At 69.8% G+C, this 21,329-nt stretch carries 21 protein-coding genes; 7 read left to right on the top strand and 14 right to left on the bottom strand.

The window, feature by feature from the left end; genetic code table 11:
• Positions 1 to 165 precede the first annotated feature (165 nt).
• Entirely contained in the window at positions 166 to 1,629 is a 1,464-nt protein-coding gene (locus ACYVF3_RS12395) for an FAD-binding protein (RefSeq protein ID WP_461154378.1), read from the top strand.
• Positions 1,630 to 1,816: 187 nt separating this feature from the next.
• On the top strand, positions 1,817 to 2,584 hold the full coding sequence (locus tag ACYVF3_RS12400) for an enoyl-CoA hydratase/isomerase family protein (protein ID WP_461154379.1): 768 nt from the start codon (positions 1,817 to 1,819) through the stop codon (positions 2,582 to 2,584).
• 40 nt (positions 2,585 to 2,624) lie between these two features.
• On the opposite strand, the gene ACYVF3_RS12405 is transcribed toward ACYVF3_RS12400, so the two are convergent.
• Both ACYVF3_RS12405 and ACYVF3_RS12410 read right to left on the bottom strand, forming a co-directional pair.
• On the bottom strand, positions 2,625 to 3,620 hold the full coding sequence (locus ACYVF3_RS12405) for an Acg family FMN-binding oxidoreductase (protein WP_461154380.1): 996 nt from the start codon (positions 3,618 to 3,620) through the stop codon (positions 2,625 to 2,627).
• Positions 3,621 to 3,775: 155 nt separating this feature from the next.
• The gene (locus ACYVF3_RS12410; RefSeq protein WP_461154381.1) at positions 3,776 to 4,042 is read right to left on the bottom strand and encodes a DUF3040 domain-containing protein; all 267 of its coding nucleotides are present in this window, start codon (positions 4,040 to 4,042) and stop codon (positions 3,776 to 3,778) included.
• 231 nt (positions 4,043 to 4,273) lie between these two features.
• On the opposite strand from ACYVF3_RS12410, the gene ACYVF3_RS12415 reads away from it, so the two are divergent.
• A complete protein-coding gene (locus tag ACYVF3_RS12415) occupies positions 4,274 to 4,717 on the top strand; it encodes an FHA domain-containing protein (protein WP_461154382.1) in 444 nt (147 codons plus the stop codon).
• A gap of 13 nt (positions 4,718 to 4,730) precedes the next feature.
• On the opposite strand, the gene ACYVF3_RS12420 is transcribed toward ACYVF3_RS12415, so the two are convergent.
• The 5 genes from ACYVF3_RS12420 to ACYVF3_RS12440 form a co-directional block, all read right to left on the bottom strand.
• Positions 4,731 to 5,096, bottom strand: coding sequence for a hypothetical protein (locus tag ACYVF3_RS12420; RefSeq protein ID WP_461154383.1), 366 nt, complete (start codon positions 5,094 to 5,096; stop codon positions 4,731 to 4,733).
• A gap of 83 nt (positions 5,097 to 5,179) precedes the next feature.
• Positions 5,180 to 6,547: a cryptochrome/photolyase family protein gene (locus ACYVF3_RS12425; protein ID WP_461154384.1), complete on the bottom strand. Its 1,368-nt coding sequence runs from the start codon at positions 6,545 to 6,547 to the stop codon at positions 5,180 to 5,182.
• Between the two features lie 100 nt (positions 6,548 to 6,647).
• Positions 6,648 to 7,397 carry a nucleotidyltransferase domain-containing protein gene (locus tag ACYVF3_RS12430; protein ID WP_461154385.1) on the bottom strand — a complete coding sequence of 250 codons (750 nt, stop codon included), beginning with the start codon at positions 7,395 to 7,397 and terminating at the stop codon, positions 6,648 to 6,650.
• 158 nt (positions 7,398 to 7,555) lie between these two features.
• Positions 7,556 to 8,383, bottom strand: coding sequence for a mycofactocin-coupled SDR family oxidoreductase (locus ACYVF3_RS12435; protein ID WP_461154386.1), 828 nt, complete (start codon positions 8,381 to 8,383; stop codon positions 7,556 to 7,558).
• Between the two features lie 109 nt (positions 8,384 to 8,492).
• Positions 8,493 to 9,290 (bottom strand): thioesterase family protein, encoded by a 798-nt coding sequence (locus tag ACYVF3_RS12440; protein ID WP_461154387.1) that lies wholly within the window; start codon positions 9,288 to 9,290, stop codon positions 8,493 to 8,495.
• 136 nt (positions 9,291 to 9,426) lie between these two features.
• On the opposite strand from ACYVF3_RS12440, the gene ACYVF3_RS12445 reads away from it, so the two are divergent.
• Positions 9,427 to 10,617 (top strand): LLM class flavin-dependent oxidoreductase, encoded by a 1,191-nt coding sequence (locus tag ACYVF3_RS12445; protein ID WP_461154388.1) that lies wholly within the window; start codon positions 9,427 to 9,429, stop codon positions 10,615 to 10,617.
• A 134-nt stretch (positions 10,618 to 10,751) separates the two neighbouring features.
• Positions 10,752 to 11,306 carry a glycerol-3-phosphate responsive antiterminator gene (locus tag ACYVF3_RS12450; RefSeq protein ID WP_461154389.1) on the top strand — a complete coding sequence of 185 codons (555 nt, stop codon included), beginning with the start codon at positions 10,752 to 10,754 and terminating at the stop codon, positions 11,304 to 11,306.
• Between the two features lies 1 nt (position 11,307).
• Here ACYVF3_RS12450 and ACYVF3_RS12455 read toward each other — a convergent pair whose 3' ends face one another.
• From ACYVF3_RS12455 to ACYVF3_RS12465, 3 genes are all read right to left on the bottom strand, one after another.
• Positions 11,308 to 12,735: an FGGY-family carbohydrate kinase gene (locus ACYVF3_RS12455; protein ID WP_461154390.1), complete on the bottom strand. Its 1,428-nt coding sequence runs from the start codon at positions 12,733 to 12,735 to the stop codon at positions 11,308 to 11,310.
• Positions 12,736 to 13,020: 285 nt separating this feature from the next.
• Positions 13,021 to 14,478, bottom strand: coding sequence for an FAD-binding oxidoreductase (locus ACYVF3_RS12460; RefSeq protein WP_461154391.1), 1,458 nt, complete (start codon positions 14,476 to 14,478; stop codon positions 13,021 to 13,023).
• 50 nt (positions 14,479 to 14,528) lie between these two features.
• Complete coding sequence (locus ACYVF3_RS12465; protein WP_461154392.1) at positions 14,529 to 15,305, bottom strand: SDR family NAD(P)-dependent oxidoreductase; 777 nt, start codon at positions 15,303 to 15,305, stop codon at positions 14,529 to 14,531.
• Positions 15,306 to 15,696: 391 nt separating this feature from the next.
• On the opposite strand from ACYVF3_RS12465, the gene ACYVF3_RS12470 reads away from it, so the two are divergent.
• The gene (locus ACYVF3_RS12470) at positions 15,697 to 17,187 is read left to right on the top strand and encodes a sodium:solute symporter family protein (protein WP_461154393.1); all 1,491 of its coding nucleotides are present in this window, start codon (positions 15,697 to 15,699) and stop codon (positions 17,185 to 17,187) included.
• Positions 17,188 to 17,193: 6 nt separating this feature from the next.
• On the opposite strand, the gene ACYVF3_RS12475 is transcribed toward ACYVF3_RS12470, so the two are convergent.
• From ACYVF3_RS12475 to ACYVF3_RS12485, 3 genes are all read right to left on the bottom strand, one after another.
• Entirely contained in the window at positions 17,194 to 18,090 is an 897-nt protein-coding gene (locus ACYVF3_RS12475; RefSeq protein WP_461154394.1) for an isocitrate lyase/PEP mutase family protein, read from the bottom strand.
• A 72-nt stretch (positions 18,091 to 18,162) separates the two neighbouring features.
• Positions 18,163 to 18,804: a carboxymuconolactone decarboxylase family protein gene (locus ACYVF3_RS12480; RefSeq protein WP_461154395.1), complete on the bottom strand. Its 642-nt coding sequence runs from the start codon at positions 18,802 to 18,804 to the stop codon at positions 18,163 to 18,165.
• Positions 18,788 to 19,366: a VOC family protein gene (locus ACYVF3_RS12485; RefSeq protein ID WP_461154396.1), complete on the bottom strand. Its 579-nt coding sequence runs from the start codon at positions 19,364 to 19,366 to the stop codon at positions 18,788 to 18,790. The genes ACYVF3_RS12480 and ACYVF3_RS12485 overlap by 17 nt, the downstream gene beginning before the upstream one ends.
• A gap of 106 nt (positions 19,367 to 19,472) precedes the next feature.
• On the opposite strand from ACYVF3_RS12485, the gene ACYVF3_RS12490 reads away from it, so the two are divergent.
• Positions 19,473 to 20,120, top strand: coding sequence for a TetR/AcrR family transcriptional regulator (locus tag ACYVF3_RS12490; protein ID WP_461154397.1), 648 nt, complete (start codon positions 19,473 to 19,475; stop codon positions 20,118 to 20,120).
• Between the two features lie 16 nt (positions 20,121 to 20,136).
• Here ACYVF3_RS12490 and ACYVF3_RS12495 read toward each other — a convergent pair whose 3' ends face one another.
• A complete protein-coding gene (locus ACYVF3_RS12495; protein WP_461154398.1) occupies positions 20,137 to 21,276 on the bottom strand; it encodes an NAD(P)-binding domain-containing protein in 1,140 nt (379 codons plus the stop codon).
• Positions 21,277 to 21,329 lie beyond the last annotated feature (53 nt).

Here is a 21,329-nt window from a genome sequence, read left to right on the forward strand (position 1 = left end):
TCCGCATAGAACGTGTTACAGTTCCGTGCGTGTCGCAGGGGCATGCGAGCTCGACCCTCGAGTCTGCCGGTGACCGCCGCGTTGGCGTGGCGGAGTCAGCCGGGGGTCTGGTCGCCGCACTCACTAGAAGTGGCAACAAGTTCTAGAATGTGAGCGTGCATGGGCGTGGAGATCCCTGACTCGATTTCGGTCGAGTCGGTAGGTACCTGGTCGGACGAGGTCGACGTGGTCGTGATCGGCGCCGGGATGGCCGGGGTGAGCGCGGCCCTGGAGGCCAGGGCCTCCGGCGCGAGCGTCCTGGTCCTCGACAGCGGTGGCCGTCTGACGTGCACCAGCGCGATGGCCGGTGGGCACTTCTACCTCGGTGGTGGTACCGAGGTTCAGCAGGCGACCGGGTGGGACGATTCGCCCGAGGCGATGGCCGATTACCTGGCCCTGATGTCGCCCGAGTGCGACCCGGCGAAGATCCGCGCCTACGCGGAGGACAGCGTGGAGCACTTCCACTGGCTGGAATCGCTCGGGTTCGAGTTCAACCGCTCGTTCTACCCGGAGAAGGCGGTCGTGCAGCCCGGGGTCGAGGGGTTGAGCTTCACCGGCAACGAGAAGTGCCTCGACGTCGCCGAGGTGGTCAAGCCGACGCCGCGCGGCCACAAGGTTCCGGTGCCGGGTGACACCGGCGGGGCCGGGCTCGTCGTGGGTCTGGCGCTCGACAAGCTCGACGCCCTCGACGTCGAAGTGCGGTGGGAGACCGGAGCGACCGGGATGATCGTCGACGGCGACCAGGTCGTCGGCGTCACGTGGAAGAACTACGACGACACCGGTGCGATCCGGGCGGGTTCGGTCATCGTCGCGGCGGGCGGGTTCGTGCTCAACCGCGAGATGCTGGAGGAGCACGCGCCGGACCTGCTGGCCGTCGAGAGCAACGGCATGGCCCTGGGCAACACCCACGACGACGGGCTCGGCATCCGGATGGGGCAGTCCGTCGGAGGCGTGACCGACCACCTCGACAAGGTCTTCGTGACCGGCCCGTTCTACCCGCCGGGCGAGGCGCTGCGCGGCATCGTGGTCAACAAGCTCGGGAAGCGGTTCGTCAACGAGGACTCCTACCACTCGCGCACATCGGCCTTCGTCTTCGAGCAGCCCGACCGCGAGGGGTACCTGATCCTCGACTCGGCCACCATGGTGCAGCCCTCCTACCGGTTCCAGCCGCTGGTCGACGGCTGGGACACCATCGAGGAGATGGAGCGGGGACTGGGAATTCCCGCTGGAGCGCTGGCGAAGACCATGGCCGACTACGACGAAGCCGCTGCGCGCGGCGAGGATCCCGAGTTCCACAAGGCGCCCGAATACCTCGTTCCGCTCGACCAAGGTCCCTGGGGTGCCTACGATCTCACTCCCGGCAAGTGTTTCTACGCCGGTTTCTCCTGCGGTGGCCTGCGGGTCACAGTGGACGGACAGCTGCTTCGCGCGGACGGTTCGGTCGTGCGCGGCGTCTACGCGGCGGGGGCGTGCGCCTCCAACATCGCGGTGGACGGCAAGGGCTACGCCTCGGGAATCCAGCTCGGCGAGGCGTCCTACTTCGGCCGCCGAGCCGGCCGCCGCGCGACGGCCGAGGTCGCCCAGCGCTGACGCCGGTCCGGAGTTCTCGGTCGCCACGAGTTCCGCGCCTCCTCGGCGACCGAGGTCGGGGCGCCGGGCGTTGCCACGTGCGACGCCCGGACCTCGCATCTCGGGAAGCCGAAAGGTGAACGGAGAGCGAAAAATAGCACTCGACTCCGTGCTGGACACGTGTCTAGAACGTGTTACGGTCGAGTGCATGGTCGATACCTCGGTGGGGACGGTCGAGCGCAGTGATCGGGACCGGGTCCGCACGCTCACGCTGAACCGTCCCGCTGCGCTCAACGCGCTCGACGAGGCCATGTACGACGAGCTGACAGAGGCGCTGCTGGCCGCCGCCGAGGACCCAGACGTGGCCGTCGTGACGATCATCGGGGCCGGGCGGGCGTTCTGCGCGGGCACCGATCTCAAGGAGATGTTCCAGCGGGCGACCGACCCTGAGTTCGTGCCGGGACGGCACGGCTTCCTGGGGCTCGTCGATGCTTTGGCCGATTTCGCGAAGCCGCTCGTGGTGGTGGTCAACGGGCTCGGCGTCGGCATCGGCCTGACGATCCTCGGCTTCGCCGACCTGTCCTTCGCCTCGACCGAGGCGAAGATGAAATGCCCGTTCACCAGCCTGGGAGTGGCGCCGGAAGCGGCGTCCAGCTACCTGCTTCCCCGGCTCATCGGCAGGCAGAACGCGGCGTGGGTCCTGCTGTCGAGCGAGTGGATCACCGCGCAGGACGCGCGGGAGATGGGCCTGGTGTGGAAGGTCTGCCCGCCGGACGAGCTCGCGGAGACGGCCCAGCGCCACTGCGCCACCATCGCCGCGCACCCCATCTCCAGCCTCACGGCGGTGAAGAGCTCCGTGGCAGCACCGTTGAAGGCCGGGATCGCCGCGGCCCGCGAACGCGAGAACCAGCACTTCGCGGAGCTCTTGGGAAGTCAGGAGAACCAGGCCGCCCTGGTCTCCTTCGCCGACGGCTGAGACGCGCGGGAGAGTCCCTTGTGGACGGATACGCGCGGGATCAGACCGGGGTGCTGCCGTTGACGATGAGATCACCGACCGCGCGACGCGGTGCGGGAACGGTGGGGCGCCCGTAGCCGATGCGCAGCATCGCCTGCGGGTGCAGCGTCCCGCCCAGGAGTTGGCGGAGCTCGTCGCGGATCTCGTGCACCTCGACGACTTCGGAGAGCATCGAGGCGGACAGGCTGCGGGAGGTGGCCGTCAGCCACACGTTCTCCAAGGCCTGCCCCGCCCGCAGCTCGTCGGCGGGACTCTCGTGCTGCGTGCACAGCACGACCAGCAGGGGGCGGGACTCGTAGGCGACGCCGTCGGGGCGTTCCGCGAGACCTCCGGAGAAGTCTCGGTGCACCCACTCGTCCTGGGGGTCCGGCCTGGGTCCCGCGGAGTCCGTCGGGACGCCGTCGACCGCGCTCGCGGACGGACCCGTCCAGGCCGCCAGCTCGGCCCGGAACCGGGCATCGGCCTGCTGCACCCGGTGCGCCCTGTGCACCAGTACTTCCAGGGCCCCGAGCTCGCCCGGTGTCACCGCGTGCAGCCAGCACTGCTCGCTCTGAGCCGCCAGCAGCAGCTCGTGGCGGTCGGCGGCCTGCACCGGGACGTCGCGGAACGGCGCGCGGTGGCTGTGCCGCTGGGGGATGGCAGCGTGCAGCTTCACCGCCACCGGCCGGGGCTCCGGGCGCCCGCCGGCCCGGACCTCGGCGAGCGTCGTCGCGTGGGCCAGGTGCGGGAGCAAGGTCACGACCGGCCGCACCCCGGCGCCCTCGAGGGCGATCCGGAGGTTGAACAGCGCGGCTCCGCAGGCCAGCCGGAGCTCGCGCCCGTCGGGGTCGGCGGCGGGCAGCCGGCGAGCGGGGTCGAAGTGAAGCTCGATCAGGTGAGGCAAGATCCGGAACTGCCACGGTTGTGTGTTGTGCAGCGACGGAGCCAGTCCGGCCAGTCCGATGACCTGTTCGACCTGGGTGGGTGTCAGGTCGAACGCCGTGGAGATCCTGTGCACGGCCACCTCCTAGTCGAAGTCGCGGCACCCACGAGGCGTGGGACCTGGCGATCGGACACCGCGGGTGTCCGGGGATCGCGGACCTGCGCCACTGCGGCCACGTGCGCACCAGGCGCACCTCCGGTCGCCCGTGGTTGCGGCCGGCGGTTGCGGGACTACTCGGTCTTGACCGACCAGCCGTTGAGCAGGAACAGCACCGCCGCCAGGGCCGCGGTGGTGAAGAAGGCGGCGCCTTCGCCGAGCATGAGGCACAACGCGGCCAAGAACGTCACCGCGAGTCCCAGCGATCGGCGCGGTGTGATCCACACGCGGAACCGGTCGCGCGCCCGCTCGGTGGTCAACTTGCTGACGAACGAAGGGTCGTCGCTGCGCAGTTGCCGTTCCATCCCCTCGAGGATGCGGATTTCGTGTCGTCGAAGCATGGTCTTCTCCGGCGGTCGTGTGGTCTGGTCCCGCCACCATCGCGAACCGCGCGGTGGCTCCGGTAGAGCCGATAGGCCCTCCCGTCTCGACCCGCCTGCGGCGGCGCGCAGGAAAAAATGAGGACGAAAGGCCTGGTAGACAGGCCGGGTTCGCCTGCATCCTGGTGGTGGTTCCCGGGGAGAGCGCTCGGAGACCGACGCAACGCACCACGTCGCGCTAGGAGAACGCTGATGGGCCAGATCGCAGAAGTCGCCGGACTGCTCGGCGAGCCCACGTTGCACGTGACGGGTCGGGAGCTGCCCGTCGTTGGACCTCAGCCGGGGCTGATCCCCGCGCAGCGCGAGTCGGCGGAGACCATGCGTCTGGTGGTCGGTCGGGGACCGGATGCCGGTGCGGAGCTGGCGATCTCGGCGCCGCTCACGGTGATCGGGCGCCACCGCGACTGCGACATCGTGATCGAGGACGTGACCGTCTCCCGCTACCACGCGGAGCTGGAGGTCGACGGCGACCGCTGCTACCTCGTCGACGGCGGTTCGCTCAACGGCACCTTCGTCAACAGGCGCGCGGTGGACCGGGTCGAACTCGTCGAGGGCGACGAGATCTGGATCGGCAAGGCCCGGTTCCTCTTCCGCAGCGGAGCAGCCGAAGAAGCCCGCTCCGCCGCTCAGCGCTGAACAGCCTTCGGGCTCACCGGCGGCGGGTGCCTGAGCCGGTGTCCTCGTGGATGTGCTGGGTCTCCGCCCAGTACTGCTCGGCATGGCGCATCGCCGACGCCAGGACGGCGTTCATGCCCTGGAGGTCCTTGATGGCCCGGTCGAGCGCCTCCTGGGGGTGGTTGCGCAGCGCCTGCCGGTACAGCTCGACCCGGTCGACCTGGTCCAGCTTGCTGGTGAGCTCGCCGGACAGGCTGTGCAGTGACCCCAGAACGCCGAGCAGGGCCGCGCCGTAGGGCGGCCAGTCCAGGGAGGCGAGGTCCCGGTCCGCGCAGTTCCTGGCGGCCCGGTCGAGCGCTTCTCGCGCTGCGTAGAGGTCTTCGAGGGGATGCCGCCTCATCACGTCCACCTTCCCCCAAGCTGGTCGCGCTCGTTGTTACCCACGTCGCGGAGCGCCGAAACATCGCCCGGGGGTGCTGCCGGTCAGCCCTGCGAGCCGGTCCCGCGGTGCTGCTGGAACCGCTCGCGCGCTGCTTCGAGGTCGACCAGCGGGGCCGGGTAGCCGAGCTTGCCGAGCGCATCGGTGCCGAGCCGCCAGGGCTGGTGGAGCTCGCGCGGGTTGTCGAGGTCGGCGAGCTCGGGCACCCAGCGGCGCACGTAGTCACCGGAGGAGTCGTAGCGCTCGGCCTGCCGCACCGGGTTGAGGACCCGGTTGGGACGGGTGTCGGTCCCGGTTCCGGCCACCCACTGCCAGTTCATCTGGTTGTTGGCGACGTCGCCGTCGACCAGGTGCCGCTGGAAGTGCTCGGCGCCCGCGCGCCAGTCCAGGTAGAGGGTCTTGGCGAGGAAGCTGCCGGTGATCAGCCGGGCCCGGTTGTGCATCCAGCCCTCGGACAGCAGCTGCCGCATCCCGGCGTCGACGATCGGGATGCCGGTCTGGCCCTCCTGCCACGCCTGGAGCGCGTGCGGGTCGTCCCGCCAGGTGTCCGCGCGCGGCCGGTAGTCGGCGTGCGCGGTGGCGGGTCGCGCCGCCAGCACCTGGAAGTGGAAGTCCCGCCAGGCCAGTTGGCGCACGAAGGCATCGGCGCCCTCGGTGTGGCGGGCGCCGGCCTCGGAGGCCAGTTCGAGCGCCGACAGGCACCCGAAGTGCAGGTAGGCGGACAGGCGGGAGGTGCCGCGTTCGGCGGCGAGGTCGTCGTGCCGGGCGTGGTAGCGGTCGGCGTCCTCGTCGAGCCAGCGGTGCGCCCGCTCCCGGGCTTCGGTCTCGCCACCCGGCATCGGTGCTGCGGTGCGCGCCGGGGAAGGAGCGTCCGGTGTGGATACCTGCGGAGGAAGTCGCAGGCGGCGCGGAGCGCTCGCGGTGCTGCGGCGGGCGGTGCTCGCCCAACGCCGGTGGTAGGGGGTGAAGACCGCGAAGTGGTCCTTGCCCTGCGGGGTGACCTCCCCCGCCGGCAGCACGGTGTGCACCGCCTCGTGGACGGTGAGCTCGCACCGCTGCGAGGCCAGCGCTTCGGAGAGCCTCCGCTGGCGACGCGCGGCGAAAGCGGAGGCGTCCGCTGCGATGTGGACGTTGGTCGCGCCGACCTCGTGCGCGAGGCGGGCCACTTCGGCGACCACGTCGCCGTCCCTGCGGACGAGCGCGGCGCCGCGTTCGCGCAGTCGCGCGTCGAGATCCGCGAGGCAGTCGTCGAGGAAGCGGCGGCGGGGCCCCGCGGCGAACCCCGCCGCGCTGACCGCCTCGTCGTGCACGAACAGCGGCAGGACGTGGTCGGCGCGGGCCGCTGCAGCGAGCACCGGGTTGTCGTGGACGCGGAGGTCACGGGTGAACACGGCGATCGCGGTGGTGGACATCGGTGGCACCCTCCGTGGGGCAGGTGGTGGTCTCCTCCGGACCGTTGCGAGGGTCCCACCCTCCTCGCGCGCCCGCCCTACGCACCCCGGCTCGCAGGGGTCAGGTCGTGGTGCGGAACAGGTGCTCGGCCCGATTGATCGCGTGCTCCAGGTCCTCCGGTACAGGAGTGAGGTCTGCGGTGATCTCGTCGATCGCGCGCAGGCCCGACCGGTGCAGCAACCGCTTCTCGTTGGTGACCCACTGGCCGCGCGCTGCCAGCACAGCGTGCGCGGACTGCGTGGCGGCCGTGGCCAGCGCGCCCGCGACCTCGGTGAGTTGTCCGCGCGGGGCGTGGGCGCCTCGGGCGTAGTGCAGCATCAGGTTCGCCTGTCCGCGCCACACCGGTGGAGCCGCTTCGCGCAGCGCCTCGGGGTAGGTGGGACGTGGCAGGGTGCCGCGCAGCGTCCGGTTCACGGCGAGCTCGGCCACCACGAGGTAGGTGGGAATGCCCGCCAGGTGGAACATCAGCGGTTCCCACCGGAACCTGCCGTGCTGAGCCTCGGCCAGTTCGTGCTCGACGACGTCGAGGTCGCGGTAGTGGACGTCCACGTGCCGGCCGTCGATGGTGAGCCAGGCTCCGCCGTTGAAGACGCCGCCGCCCCAGGCGCCGATCTCGGAGACCTCGCCGTCCCATCCGACTGCGCGGAGGTCGGTGGGATCGAAGTCGCCGCGGTAGTAGACGGCGAAATCCCAGTCGCTGTCGGGAGTGTGGGTGCCTTCGGCCCGCGAGCCGCCGAGCGTGACCGCTCGCACTCGCGGGAGCGCGGCCAGCCGGTCGGTGACGTGGGCGAGGAACTGCTCGTCGTGCATGGTGTTCCCTCGGTGTGGAGTGGTGCGGGTGGGCAGCACGCCGGGGACGCCGGAGCAGGAGCTCGAACGGCGTCGTGGGATCAGCGCGCGCTGGGCCGGACCGTCACTTCACGGCCGCTGACCTTACGTCCTCTTCGGTCCGAGGGAAAGCAGCGCGGTCACAGCGATCCTCCGGCGTCGATGAGCTGGGTGGTTCCGGTGATGAACCGCCCCTCGTCGGACACCAGGAACAGCACGAGGTCGGAGACGTCCTCCGGTTCCAGCGCCACGACGGGCAGCCGGTTGAGCGTGCGCGCGGCTTCCTCGAAGTCGCTGCGGGACGGGCTCTCCAGGTCGGGGCGGAAGAGCCGGTAGGTCGCGTCGTTGAGGATCATCGGGGTCGCCACGGTCGTCGGGTGGACGGTGTTGACGCGGATCTCGTGCGGTGCGAGCTCTTTGGCCATCACCTTCATCATCTGGACCAGGCCGGCCTTCGACGCCGCGTAGTGCGCGGTGTTCTCGTTGGCGTGCATCGCGGCGAGCGAGCTGATGATGACCACGGACCCGCCGCGCTGCCCGTCGACGACGTGCGGCACCGAGGCCTTGAGCGACTTCCACACGCCCGTGAGGTTGATGTCGATCATGTCCTGCCAGGTCTCGTCGCTCATCTCGAAAGTCGGAGCGGGACTGGAGATTCCGGCGTTGGCGACGACGACGTCGAGACGTCCAAAGGCCTGGATCCCGTCGTCGACCGCTGCCGCGAGAGCTGCGGAGTCGCGAACGTCGGCCTCCCGCGCGATGATCCGGCGGCCGGTCGCTTCGACGAGTCGTGCGGTGTCGGCGAGTTGCTCGGCCGTGGCCAGCGGGTAGGGGACGGTCCGGACATCGGCGGTGGTGTCGACGGCGATGATGTCGGCGCCCTCCGACGCGAGACGCACGGCGTGACTCCGGCCCTGGCCCCTGGCCGCACCGGTGATGAACGCGACCTTGCCGTCGAGCTTGCCCATGATCACCTCTCCACGCGCCGGGTGCGGAGCTGTTCCTCGCACCCGGGTGCGCTGGCGCTCCCGCTCATTTGTCGCGCACGCGGAGCCGCCGGGCAAGGCGGCGATCGGGTCAGCGCGCCTTCAGCGCGTTGCCCGACAGGGCTAGTTGGCGGCTCTGCGCGACGAGGCGACCCCGGGAGTCGTAGACGTCCGCGTCCTCGTTGAACCAGCCGTCGGAGCTCACCGCGTCGCACCGGGTGTAGCCCGCGACCGGGCCCGGCGCGGGCAGCGCGCGCAGCTGGTAGGTCAGTTCGACGGTCGGGCACCAGCCGGAGTGGCCGAGGCCGAACACCGTCGGCGGCAGCATGTCGACGGCGACGATCAGCGACAGCGGGTCGAAATCGGTGCCGTCGGTGAGCTCCATCCAACCGCGCACCTCGGTGTCCTCGGCGGTCTCACCGCGCAGCAACGCGGTGGACTGCGGGTCGAGCCGGAGGTCCAGGCGCCCGAGCAGGTTGTCGCTCGCGGGCGACCGGTGACCGCCGCACTCCTCCCTGGGCTTGATCGGAGGCTGCTGCGCGGCTTCCCACTCGTGCGCGGCATCGGTGATCTCGCCTGCGGAGACGGTGGCCGCCACGCAGGTCTTGCCGTTCTGCACGAGGCCGGCGCGGACGGTGGAGAACAGGCGTCCGCGCTTGATCAGCTCGGTGTGCAGCTCGACCTCGCCGATCTCGGGTGAGCGCAGGAAGTGCGCGCTGACCACCAGCGGGTGCGGGCGCTCGGCCGCGGTGAGCGCTGCCTTGGTCAGCAGCGCCATCATGTACCCGCCGTGCGGGTTGGGCCCGATCGACCACTCGCCGTCCAAGGCGGTGGAGTAGACGCCTTCGCGAAGCGCCGTCACGGTCGTTGCCTCGGCGAATGAACGCATGCGCGGCACATTACCTGCTCGAACCAGTTCCGGAACCCTGTCCCCAGCCGCGCTGGTGGGGTGGCTTGCGCACGATCAACCGATGATGTGACCTGGGTTACGCAGCACGGGCTGATCGCCGACGAAGGAGACGATGATGAGCAGACTGCGGTTCGGCGTTTTCCTCGCGCCCTTCCACCCCGCCGGTCAGAACCCGACCCTGGCCATGCAGCGCGATCTCAAGCTGATGGAGCACCTCGACTACCTCGGGTACGACGAGGCGTGGATCGGCGAGCACCACTCCGCCGGTAGCGAGATCATCGCCTCGCCGGAGATCTTCATCGCCGCAGCGGCCGAGCGGACGCGCAACATCAAGTTCGGCACCGGGGTCACCTCGATCAGCTATCACAACCCGCTGTGGGTGGCCGACCGGATGGTGATGCTCGACCACCTCACCAGGGGTCGTTCGATGCTCGGCGCGGGGCCCGGTTCGCTGCCCACGGACTCGGCCATGATCGGGCTCAACCCGACCGACACGCGGGAGCTCCTCGACGCCAACCTCGACATCATCATGCGGCTGCTGGCCGGCGAGACCGTCAGCGAGCAGACGCCGACGCACGAGCTCGTCGAAGCGCGCCTGCAGCTGCGGCCCTACACCGAGCCTTGCTTCGACGTCGCTGTCGCCGCCGTCGCCTCGCCGACCGGACCGCGCCTCGCGGGACGGCACGGCACCGGTCTGCTGTCCATCGGAGCGACGTTGACCCAGGAAGGCTTCGACGCGCTCGCCCACCACTGGAGCGTGGTCGAGGAGCGCGCCGCGCACCACGGGCGGCCAGCGCCCGACCGGTCCGGTTGGCGCCTCGTCGGCCTCATGCACGTGGCCGAGACCAGGGAGCAGGCCTACCGGGATGTCGAGCACGGAATCGAGCAGTGGTTCACCTACTTCCAGAAGGTGGCCGCGTTCCCGCAGATGGCCGTGGACGGCTCGAACATCCGCGAGATGATCGACTTCATCAACGAGGCGGGCATCGGCGCGATCGGCACCCCGGAGGACGCGCGGGCGCAGGTGCAGCGGCTCGCCGACCAGTCCGGCGGCTTCGGCGCGATGCTCCTGCTGGCCCACGAGTGGGCCAACCCCGAGGCCACGAAGCGCTCCTACGAACTCATCGCCCAGGACGTGATGCCGCACTTCCAAGGCCACGGGATCACCCACCACGAGTCCACCCTGCGTGCCAAGCAGCACGCCGCGGGCACCCGGAGCGGCCATGCCGAGCAGCAGCTCGCCGCAGTCGACCGGATGACCGCGAAGTACGCGCAGGAGGTCGAGGGGGAGAAGGCCGTCGACTGAGACCTGTTGAGGAATTGTCGTGTGGGTGGGTGGGGAAGTTTTCATGAAAACTTCCCCACCCACCCACACGACACCCCGGATCCTGCTCCGCCGCAGGTCATGCGTGGTTCGGGGTGTGAGAGCATGGCGGCATCATGGAGGATCTGCTGCTCGACGCCCCGGTCATCGCCAGCGTCAAGGACGAGGCCGGGCTGGAGGCCGCGCTCCGGTCGGAGTGCCCCGTGGTGTTCCTGCTGCACGGCTCGGTGCTCACCGTCCCGTCGCTGGTGGAACGCCTCAAGGACGGCGGCAAGACCGTGCTGGTCAACGTCGATCTCATCGAGGGTTTCGCGGCGAAGGACGTCGTCGTCGAGTTCGTGCGGGAGAGGACGCGTGCCGACGGGATCCTGAGCTCGAAGGCCGCGCTGATCAAAACCGCTCGGGCGCACGGGCTTCTGGGCGTGCACCGGTTCTTCCTCGTCGACTCCTTCTCCTACCGCAGCCTCGGCAAGCAGATCGCGATCTCGAAACCGGACTACGTGGAGATCCTGCCCGGGTGCGTGCCGAGGGTGATCACCTGGCTGCGCGAGGACGTCGACGTGCCGATCATCGCCGGTGGCCTGGTGTGCGACAAGGACGACGTGGTCGCCGCCCTCGGCGCCGGCGCGGTGGCCATCGCCTCGTCGAACAGCGACGTCTGGGCGATGTGACTCAGCCGAAGATCCGCGCGGACCGGCGGAAGACCTCGTCGGTGTGCCGGGTGATGTCCCGGTGGACCTCCAGCTGGCGCGCGTAGAGCTCGTGACGCGCGTCGTCCGGCAGGAATTCTTCGTCCACCGAGACCATCGCGGCCACCGCCTCGTCGGTCCCGGCGAACCGGCCGAGCCCGACGCCCGCGCAGATCGCCGCGCCCAGCCCGGCGGCGTCGGTCACCGCGGTCCGCACGGCCGGGACGCCGAAGACGTCGGCGATGATGCCCATCATCACGTCCGCGCCGGCGCCACCACCGGAGACGATCACCCGCTCGAAGCCGGTGCCCAGCTCATCGCCGAGCGCTCCCGCCCGATCGCGCATCGTCAGCGCGATCCCCTCCAGGACCGAGCGGTGCAGGTGAAAACGACCTTGCCTGCCGTCGAAACCGAGGAAGGAGCCCTTGCGGTGGGGTGCCTCCGTCGGCGCGAGCCAGTCGAGCACGGTCATCAACCCGTCCGAGCCCGCCGGGACCTGCGCCGCTCCCGCGTCGAGGTACTGCTCCGCCGTCACACCGGCTCGGCGCGCTCCTGCGGTGACCTCCTCGCCGAGCAGGTCGCGAAGCCAGCTCACGGTCCACATCCCGCGCCGGATCCCGCCGCTCTCGTAGAGGTACTCGTGGGGTGCGCAACCGAAGTTCGTCCAGAACTCCCGGCCGTCGCGGATGTTGCGCTCACCCGTGGTCATGCCGGCGATGTAGGTGCCCAGCGACAGGAGCAGCCGGTCTCGGCCGCGCAGGCCGGACCCCAGCGCCTCGACGGCTTTGTCGTTGGCCGTGGCGACCACCGGCAGGCCCTCTGGCAGACCGGTGAGCTCGGCGGCGCCCGCCGTGACTCGGCCCAGGACCTCGCCCGGCATGACCAGCTCGAACAGCTTCTCGGGCGCGATGCCCATCGACTCGATGACCTGCGGGTCCTGCGACCACTGCCAGGTGTCGGTGTCGATCGGCCACATCCCCTGGTAGTTCGCCGCGGTGTCGCGGAACTCGCCGGTCAACCGGTGGGTGATGTAGCCCGACGAGGTCGTCACGCGGGCGACCGCCTCGTCGGTGTGCTCGTAGGGCCGTGAGACCCGCTCGTCCATCCAGCTCAGCACCGGTTGGGCGAGCGTTCCGTCGGCGCGCAGCAACGCGCGGCAGAACCGGATCGTGCACAGCCCGGCACCGACGATCGCGGCCGGGTCGCCGTCGAAGCCCGCCATCGCCTCGCGGCACGCCGCCGCCACCGAACCCCACAGGTCGTCACCGGGGTGCTCGACGACGCCCGGCGCCGGGGTGTCGTTGGGGCGCAAGGCTTGTCGCCCCCGGCTGACAGGAGTGCCGCGCTCGTCGAAGATCGTGACCTTCGTGCTCTGCGACCCGTTGTCGATGCCGATCAGATAACTCGTCAACTGTCCTCTCCCAGCCCAGGAGCGACGCGGCGGTGGGGCTCGCCACCGCCGCGCGCAGGGGATCCGGCGCGAGACTAGAAGCTGTTTAGGAATGCGGCGGAGCCGCTGTTTCAGGTGTGGGACTCCCAGCGTCTTCGTGGCGAGTACGCCGCCGACGCCGATGTCCACCCCGGGGGTAAGCGGAAGACATCAGGAGCGGCGCACGGGTCCACGAAGGCGCTGCGCTTTCCCGTTCGGGGGTTTCCGCTACCCGCACCGCCACGCAAAGTAATTCATCAACAGCTCCTACCCCGCCGGGAAGATCGTGCCTCGGTTCATGATGCCGTTCGGGTCGAAGGCCTCCTTGAGGCGCACCAGCATCGGGTAGGCGGTGCCGTGCTCCTGCTCGGTCCACTGCGCGCGGTACTTGCCGATGCCGTGGTGGTGCACCATCGAACCGCCGTGTCGCAGCGCCTCTTCGACGATGATCGCGTTGATCGGCTTGTGGTACTTCTCGATCTCCTCGCGGGGTTCGCAGCGGATGCGGTAGTCGTAGACGAAGTACATGTTCGTGCCGGTCTGGTAGCTGTGCGAGGAGTGCCCGCCGAGCATCGTCACGTCGTCGGCGTGCGGGTACTCGGTGCGGATCCGGTGCATCACCGCGTCGTAGATCGCACCGACGGAGGACCAGTCCGCCGAGATCTCGGTGGTGTAGCCCAGGCGCTGCTCGGCGAGCATGGCGCGCTGCTCCGCCTCGATCTTGTCCGGCCCCCAGTTGAGGTTGTCGAACCAGGACTCGATCAGCTGGGGATCGACCGCGGTGTGCTGGTGCCGGGAGACCACTCGCTCGATCTCGGCGCTGGTGGCCTCCACGATGCCAGCAGGCCCCTCGGACACGAACAGCAGCACGCACTTGCCGTTCGCGAAGTGCGAGAAGTGCTGCGCGGCATCCTCTTCGGAGTACACCCGCGCCACCGACGGGCGGAATCCCTCGGTGATCACTTCGCGCAGGATCGCGAGTCCGGTGTGGACGTCGTCGATCAGGTAGCCGTGGAAGCGGTTGTTGGCCGGACGGTGCTTGAAGACCTTGACGGTGACCTCGCTGACGAAGCACAGCGCGCCCTCGTTGCCGATCACGACGTGCCGGATGTCGGGACCGGCGGCGCGGCGCGGCACGTTCTTGATCCGGCTGATGCTGCCGTCGGGGAACACCGCCTCCAGGCCGACCACCATGTCTTCGATGCCGCCGTAGAGCGTGGAGAACTGGCCGATCGAGCGGGTCGCCACCAGTCCGCCCATCTGCGCCAGCGGCTTGGACTGCGGCGAGTGACCGGTGGTCAGCCCCTGCTCGCGGAGGGTGTCCTCGAGGACCTGCAGCGGCACTCCGCACTGGGCGGTGGCCTGCATGTTCACCTCGTCGATGCGCACGATCTCGGTCATGTCCGAGCCGTCGAGCACGATGGTGCCCTCGACGCTGGTCTCCAGCCCGCCCTCGGTGCCGGTGCGGCCGGTGCGCGGCACCACGTTGATCCGGTGCTCGTCGGCGAACGCCAGCACGGCGGCGGCCTGCCGGGCGTCGGCGACGCGCACGACGGCGCGGGGGAGCGGTCCGTCGAAGATGCCGTGCACCGCGGTGTACTTCTTGAACCGGTCCACGCTGGAGGAGCGCAGGACCTCCTCGTCGGTCACCACGCGCTCGTCGCCCGCGATCTCCCGCAACCGCGCGACGATCTCGTCCTGGCCGAGAGCTGCTGATGTGGTCAAGGTTTCTCCGTATCGTTGCTGGTCTCGGGGTTTCGTTAAACGGTTCCCGATCATCGGGTGAGGTAGCCGCCGTCGACTGCGAGGACGTGTCCGTTGACGTAGTCGGAGGCGCTGGAGGCGAGGAACACGGTGGCGCCCATGAGGTCGGCGACCTCGCCCCAGCGGCCGGCCGGGATGTGGTCCAGGACGCGCTGGTTGGTGGTCTCGTCCGACCGGGTCCGCTCGGTGATCGCGGTGGCGAAGTAGCCGGGGGCGATGGCGTTGACCTGGATGTTGTGCTGGGCGAGCTCGTCGCAGTAGGCCTTGGTGAAGCCGACGATCCCGTGCTTGGTCGCGGCGTAGGCGGGTGACCACTGGCCGCCGAGGAACGAGAACAGCGACGCGATGTTGATGATCTTGCCGGAGCGCTGCTCGGTCATGTGCCGCGCCGCCTCTCGGCCCAGTTCAAACGGTGCCGTGAGGTTGACCTCCAGCATCGGATCCCAGTCCCGGCGGCCGAAGTCCTCCACGGGCGCCGTCCGGCAGACCCCGGCGGAGTTGATCAGCACGTCGACGGAACCGAGCCGCGACACGCACTCCTCGATGACCTCGCGAGGCGCGCCGTCCTCGGTGATGTCGGTGCGCAGGAACTCCATCCGCCTGCCCTCGGCCTCCACCAGCTCGCGGGTGGTTCCGCCGTCGTCGAGCGCGCTGGGGACGAACACGTCGGCGCCCGCCTTGGCCAGTGCCAGGGTGAACGCCTGGCCCAGACCGGTGTTGCCGCCCGTGATCACGGCGTTCTTGCCCGCCAGGGAGAACGCGGCGAGCGAGAAGTCGCGGATGTCCATAGATCGCCTCTCTCGGCCTTCGGTGCGCTGCGTGCGACCATCGTCGCCGCAGCCTCGTCCCGGGACCGGTCGGGAACCGGCCCCTGGCATGAAAAAAGAGAACAGTCCCCCGGTGTGAGCACGGGTTACTGTTCTCTGCGTCTCTAGTAACCACCCGCGGCGGACCGCGAGCGAGTATTCGGTTGTCGACGGCACGGGCCGTCGTTCGGTCGCCACGCTAGGCGAGTCGGGCCCGCGAATCAAGTTCCTGCTACCCGGGTCGACGGCAACTGGCGGCAACCGGTTGCCAGGCCGCCGCGAACTCGGCAGCGTCCAGGCGTCAGACGCGCGCACAATGTTGTGTTCGCCGGGCAGGGGTCGCCCGCCCCACCCGGCGCTGGAAGGAATGCACATGCATCTCTTGGACTGGGTGGTCGTCGCCGGGTACCTGTTGGTCATGCTGATCATCGGTGTGTGGTCGCACAGGCAGATCTCCACCACCTCCGACTACTTCAGCGCAGGCGGCCGGATGCCGTGGTGGCTGGCGGGGATCTCGCACCACATGTCGGGCTACAGCGCGGTGGTGTTCGTGGCCTACGCGGGAGTGGCCTACGACCAGGGCATCGTGTCCTACGTGGTGTTCATGTTCCCGCTGGCGGTGGCGACCGGCATCGGTGCCTTCCTGTTCGCGCCCAAGTGGAACCGGTTGCGCAGGCGGTACGACATCGCCTCGCCGCTGGAATACCTGGCTCGGCGCTTCAACGTCACCACTCAGCAGGCGCTGGCGTGGAGCGGGTCGGTGCTGAAGATCTTCGACGTGGCCGCCAAGTGGTCCGCGGTGGCGCTGCTGCTCAACAAGTTCGTGGGCGTCCCGCTCGGCTGGGGGATCGTGATCACCGCCGCGGTCACCCTCGTGTACTGCACCGCGGGCGGCCTGTGGGCGGACGCGCTCACCGAGTTCGGGCAGTTCATCATCCAGGGCGTGGCCGCGTTCGCGTTGATCGGCGCCGTCGGCTTCGCGCTGGCGGACAAGGGCCTGGACTACGCGAGCTTCTGGAGCGCCCTGCCCGAAGGCCACACCGCCCCCACCACCACGTCGTACCCGGCCTACTTCGTGCTGGTGTACATGCTGGTCAAGACGTTCGAGTACAACGGCGGCATGTGGAACCTGGCCCAGCGCTACATGGCGACACCGGATTCCGCGCAGGCCAGGCGGACCGCGCTGCTCTCCAGCGCGCTGTACCTGGTCTGGCCGATCGTGCTGATGCTGCCGATGTTCGCGGCCCCGCTGCTGGTCCAGGTCGAGGACTCCGAGGACGTCTACGCCCAGATGGCCATCGAGTTCCTGCCCGCCGGACTGCTCGGACTGGTGCTCGTGGGCGTGTTCTCGCACACCATGGCCATGGCCGCCTCCGACGCCACCGCCATCTCCGCGGTCATGACGCGCGACGTCCTGCCCCGGATCTGGCGGCGTGCGGCCGCCTTCACCGACGAGCAGTCGTTGAAGGCCGGGCGGTACCTGACGGTGACGTTCGTGTTCCTCAGCGTCGTGATCGCCATCAACGCCGAGAGCCTGGGCGGAGTCCTGGGGATCATCGTCGCCTGGGTCGGTGCGCTCATCGGGCCGATCTCGATCCCGCTGATGCTGGGCATGCTGCGCCCGTTCCGGCACGTCGGGCCCACGGCGGCGCTGGTTTCCTGGGCGGGCGGGCTGATCAGCTACGGGCTCGTCAAGTACGCGTTCCACCTCAGCGACGCGATCACGGTGGTGACGCCGGTGCTGGTCTCCTTGGTGCTGTTCATCGGGATCGGCGCGATCCGCCGGGATGCTCCGGAAGCCGCGGACGAGATCGTGGACGCGCTCGCCGACGACTCCCCGGAGAGCGCCCCGGCCGGTCGATGAGCCGGATCAGTCCGAGGCGAAGCGCTGCTGGAGCTCCTGGACCTCGGGCATCCCGACCAGGTCGGTGAACTCGGCGAAGGTGGGCAGCCCGGGCATCGCTGCGGCCGGCGTGCCGTCGGTTCGGATCGTGTCCAGCAACGACCGGATTCCCGCGGTGGCGGCCAGCAACGTGCCGATGGGGAAGAGGACGAGCGCGAAGCCGAGCTCGGCGATCCGGTCCAGCGGGATCGGGGGCGTGCGCCCGCCCTCGACCCAGTTGAACACCAGCGGTGCCACGCCGGCCAGCTCCTCGGAGATCCGGACGATGCTGCGCTCGTCGGTGGGCGCCTCCACGAACAGCAGGTCCGCGCCCGCCTCGGCGTAGGCCTTCGCGCGGTCGAGGGCGTCGTCCAGGCCGTGCACCGCTGCGGCGTCGGTGCGGGCGATGAGCAGGAAGTCCGGATCGGTCCGGGCGGCGACCGCCGCTCGGACCTTGCCGACCATCTCCTGCTCGGGGATGACCTCCTTGCCGCTCATGTGGCCGCACTTCTTGGGGAACACCTGGTCTTCCAGGTGGATCGCGGCCGCTCCGGCCCGTTCGTAACCGCGGACGGTGCGAGCCGCGTTGACAGCGTTTCCGTAGCCGGTGTCGGCGTCGGCGATCACCGGAACGTCGACGGCGGCCGAGATCCGGCTCGCCTGGTCGATCATCTCGGTGGCCGTGAGCAGTCCGACGTCCGGGCGCCCGATCAGCGAGGCAGTGGTGCCGAAGCCGGTCATGTACACGGCGCTGAACCCGGCTCGTTCCACCAGGGCCGCCGACAGGGCGTCGTAGGCACCCGGCGCGACGACGGGCCGCTCGTCGCGCAGCAGGGCGCGCAACCGCGCCCTCGGCTCACCGCTGGATCCCAGCAGATCTCCCACCGGACAACCTCCGAAACTGACGAGAACCGTTGCAAGGCGGCCTCATCCTCCCAGCGCCGGGAGGGGAGCGCATCAGCGTCCCCCGGCGAGGTCTTCGGCGATGTCGCGGCTGCCGTAGCCCTCCGGTGCCGCGACCTCGACCACCGGTTCCGGGCGGTCGTCGAACTCCAGGCGCAGAGCCTTGGCGATCGTCGCGTGCATGTCGTACATGCAGGTGATGTAGGTCAGCTGCAGGATCTCGTCCTCGTCGAGATGCCTGCCCAGCTCGGCGAAGACCGCATCGGGGACCCGGCCCCCGTCCAGCACCAGGGCATCGGTGTAGGCCAGCACGGACCGCTCGGGTGCGGAGTAGCAGTCGGCGACCTGCCACGAGGGGATCGCGGTGATCTTCTCCTCAGACAGGCCCAGGGCGCGCATCTGCTTGCAGTGCTGGGAGAAGACGAACTGGCTCCCGCGCGCCCACCCCGCCCGGCACTGACCCAGCTCCCGCAGCACCGGATCGAGGCTGGAGCTTCGGTACAGCGCGAACCCGCGCACTGCGTGCTGGAAGACGTCCGGGCACTGGGCGAACACCGTCCACCAGTCACCGGGCGTACCGGTGGCCGTGCCGTGGTCCACGGCGGGATCGCGGTCCGGGCCGAACAGCCGGTCGTAGAAGTGCAGGATCCGCTCGTCGCCGACCTCGGTGCGCGGGACCTCACGCAGGCGCGGCACTGCGATCCTCCACCGTGCGGTCGGCGCCGGTCTTGGGAGCGTGCGAGACGTCCGCCTTGGTGAATCCGCGCGTCCAGCAAGCGAATTCGAGCAGGATTCCGTCGGGGTCCTGGAAGTAGAAGGAGCGCACGAAGACCCCTTCGTGCAAGGTGCGGGCCACTGTGGACGGACTGTCGTCGTGGTTGAGGATCGGGCTGACCTCGACGCCCTTGTCCCGCAGCCGATCCCGGTACTCCTCGAACTTCGCCACCGGTACGTGGAAGGCGACGTGGTTCATCGACCCGACGGCGCTGAGCAGTTCACCTTCACCGGGGCGGGAAGCCGGCGCCGAGATCCCGGGCGCCGCGTCGGGGGCGTCGGGGAACCAGAAGAACGCCACGCAGTCACCGCCACCGCAGTCGAAGAAGAAGTGCTGGCCCCCACCACCGGGCAGCTCGATGGTCTTGATCAGCGGCATGCCGAGAACACCGCTGTAGAAGTCGATGGTGCGCTGCATGTCCGAGGAGACCAGAGCCAGGTGGTTGATGCCCCCGAGCTCGAACTCCGCGTTGGTCGTCGACATTGACGCCTCCGTTGGCTGACTTGACAGTCATATCAACTGTGCAGATGCTACGAAGCGTGATCCGGTGCGCACCGGGTTGTCAAGACCTGGTGGAAGGGGCGAAAGCATGTCCGGCAGGGCGGATTCCGCCGCTCCCGGTGGTGGCGCGCAGGGGAGCGCACCGCTGACCGAGCGAGGCGCGCGCACCCGCGAGAAGGTGCTCATCGCGGCGCGGGAGGTGTTCGAGGAGCGAGGTTTCCCGGCCACTCGGGTGGCGCACATCGCCGACCGCGCGCAGGTCGCCTACGGGTCCTTCTACACCTACTTCCCGTCCAAAGAAGCGGCATTCCTCGAGGTCGCCGACCGGTTGTTCGGCGAGATGACCGATCGCGGTGGCCTCCCCGGCGGTGGTGCGTCCCCGGCGGAGCGGATCCGCCGCGCCAACCGCGCCTACTACGAGGGCTACCTGCGCAACGCGAAGATGATGGCGATCGTCGAGCAGGTGGCCACGTTCAACGAGGAGTTCCAGGAGCTGCGGCGCAAGCACCGCGCGACGTCGATCGCGAGGACCACCAGGGCGATCCGCCGGTGGCAGCGCGACGGCCTGGTGCCCGACGATCTCGACGCCGAGATGACCGCACGCGCTCTGGCGGCGATGATCGACCACTCGCTCTACCTGTGGATCGTCCAGGGCGACGACACGCCGGACACCGAACGCCTCCTCGACACCCTGGACGCGCTCACCCACCGCGCGCTCGGACTGCCCGACTCCTGACCGGGGGCGTCGCCGGTCACCGCGCAGCGGCGGCGACCGGCTCATGCTCGCGGAAGTGGCGGACGAGGGCGCTGACCGCGTCCCGTCCGGCGCGGTTGGCACCGACCGTCGACTGCGATGGGCCGAAACCGACGAGCTGGACACGCGGTTCGCCGACGACCTGCGTTCCGCGGACCTGGATCCCGCCGAACTCGTTGCGCAGCGCGAGCGGGTCCAGGTGGTTCAGCGCGGGCTTGAACCCGGTGGCCCACAGGATGACGTCCACCGGCGTGAAGGTCCCGTCGGCTTCGCGCAGGCCCGTCGGCTCGATCGCGGTGAACATCGGTCGGCGTCGCAGGACGCCGCGCTGCTGGGCGGCGGTGGCGTAGGAGGTCCGCGGCAGTCCGGTGTAGGACACGACGCTGCCGCTCGGACGCCCGGCCTCCACGTCGGCGGCGACCTTCGCGACGACCTCGCGCCCCGCGTCGGCGTCGAACTCGTCGTCGCGGAACACCGGTTCGCGGCGCGTGTACCAGAAGGTCGTCGCCACCCTGGAGATCTCCTCCAGCTGCTGGATCGCGGAGATCCCGCCGCCGACGAGGGCGACGCGCAGGCCCGCGAACCTCTCGGCCGCGGTGTAGTCCTTCGTGTGCAGCTGCGTGCCGGTGAACGTGTCGCGGCCCGGGTAGTGGGGGAGGACCGGGTTGGTCCAGGTGCCGGTCGCGTTGATGATCGCGCGGGTCACCCACGCCCCCTGGTCGGTTTCCACGACGAGGTCGCCGTCGGGGCCGGGGGAGTCGTAGCGGACCGCGGTGACCGCCACCGGTCGCAGGATCGGCAGCTCAGTGGCCTCCTCGAAGGCCCCGAAGTAGCGCGGCACCGCATCGCGGCTGGGTTCCTCCGGGGCGACCGGCGGCTGCGGGAACCCGGGCAGGCCGAAGATGCCGTTAACGGTCGCCATGCGGAGCGATTCCCAGCGGTGTCGCCAGGCGCCACCGGCGGCCTCGCCCGCGTCGAGCACCACGAAGTTCCGGTCGGCGTCGGGGTGCTCCAGCGCGCTCAGGAAGTTCCTGCGCTGCAAGTGGTAGCCCGCGGACAGCCCGGACTGCCCGCCGCCGATGACCACCACCGTCGCCGTGCGGGGTGGCGTCCCCGGCGGGTGGGTGGGAGGTGTCATCTTCAGCATCGACCTCACGCGATCGTGGGCGGGCGGGTGCGCACGCGGTTCAA

The organism is Saccharopolyspora tripterygii, from assembly GCF_054778355.1.

Coding starts and splice junctions, on each gene's coding strand:
- ACYVF3_RS12445 (WP_461154388.1), top strand. CDS start 9,427: ATGAGCAGACTGCGGTTCGGCGTTTTCCTCGCGCCCTTCCACCCCGCC.
- ACYVF3_RS12415 (WP_461154382.1), top strand. CDS start 4,274: ATGGGCCAGATCGCAGAAGTCGCCGGACTGCTCGGCGAGCCCACGTTG.
- ACYVF3_RS12400 (WP_461154379.1), top strand. CDS start 1,817: ATGGTCGATACCTCGGTGGGGACGGTCGAGCGCAGTGATCGGGACCGG.
- ACYVF3_RS12465 (WP_461154392.1), bottom strand. CDS start 15,305: ATGGACATCCGCGACTTCTCGCTCGCCGCGTTCTCCCTGGCGGGCAAG.
- ACYVF3_RS12450 (WP_461154389.1), top strand. CDS start 10,752: ATGGAGGATCTGCTGCTCGACGCCCCGGTCATCGCCAGCGTCAAGGAC.
- ACYVF3_RS12470 (WP_461154393.1), top strand. CDS start 15,697: ATGCATCTCTTGGACTGGGTGGTCGTCGCCGGGTACCTGTTGGTCATG.
- ACYVF3_RS12430 (WP_461154385.1), bottom strand. CDS start 7,397: ATGCACGACGAGCAGTTCCTCGCCCACGTCACCGACCGGCTGGCCGCG.
- ACYVF3_RS12440 (WP_461154387.1), bottom strand. CDS start 9,290: ATGCGTTCATTCGCCGAGGCAACGACCGTGACGGCGCTTCGCGAAGGC.
- ACYVF3_RS12495 (WP_461154398.1), bottom strand. CDS start 21,276: ATGACACCTCCCACCCACCCGCCGGGGACGCCACCCCGCACGGCGACG.
- ACYVF3_RS12485 (WP_461154396.1), bottom strand. CDS start 19,366: ATGTCGACGACCAACGCGGAGTTCGAGCTCGGGGGCATCAACCACCTG.
- ACYVF3_RS12435 (WP_461154386.1), bottom strand. CDS start 8,383: ATGGGCAAGCTCGACGGCAAGGTCGCGTTCATCACCGGTGCGGCCAGG.
- ACYVF3_RS12425 (WP_461154384.1), bottom strand. CDS start 6,547: ATGTCCACCACCGCGATCGCCGTGTTCACCCGTGACCTCCGCGTCCAC.
- ACYVF3_RS12490 (WP_461154397.1), top strand. CDS start 19,473: ATGTCCGGCAGGGCGGATTCCGCCGCTCCCGGTGGTGGCGCGCAGGGG.
- ACYVF3_RS12420 (WP_461154383.1), bottom strand. CDS start 5,096: ATGAGGCGGCATCCCCTCGAAGACCTCTACGCAGCGCGAGAAGCGCTC.
- ACYVF3_RS12410 (WP_461154381.1), bottom strand. CDS start 4,042: ATGCTTCGACGACACGAAATCCGCATCCTCGAGGGGATGGAACGGCAA.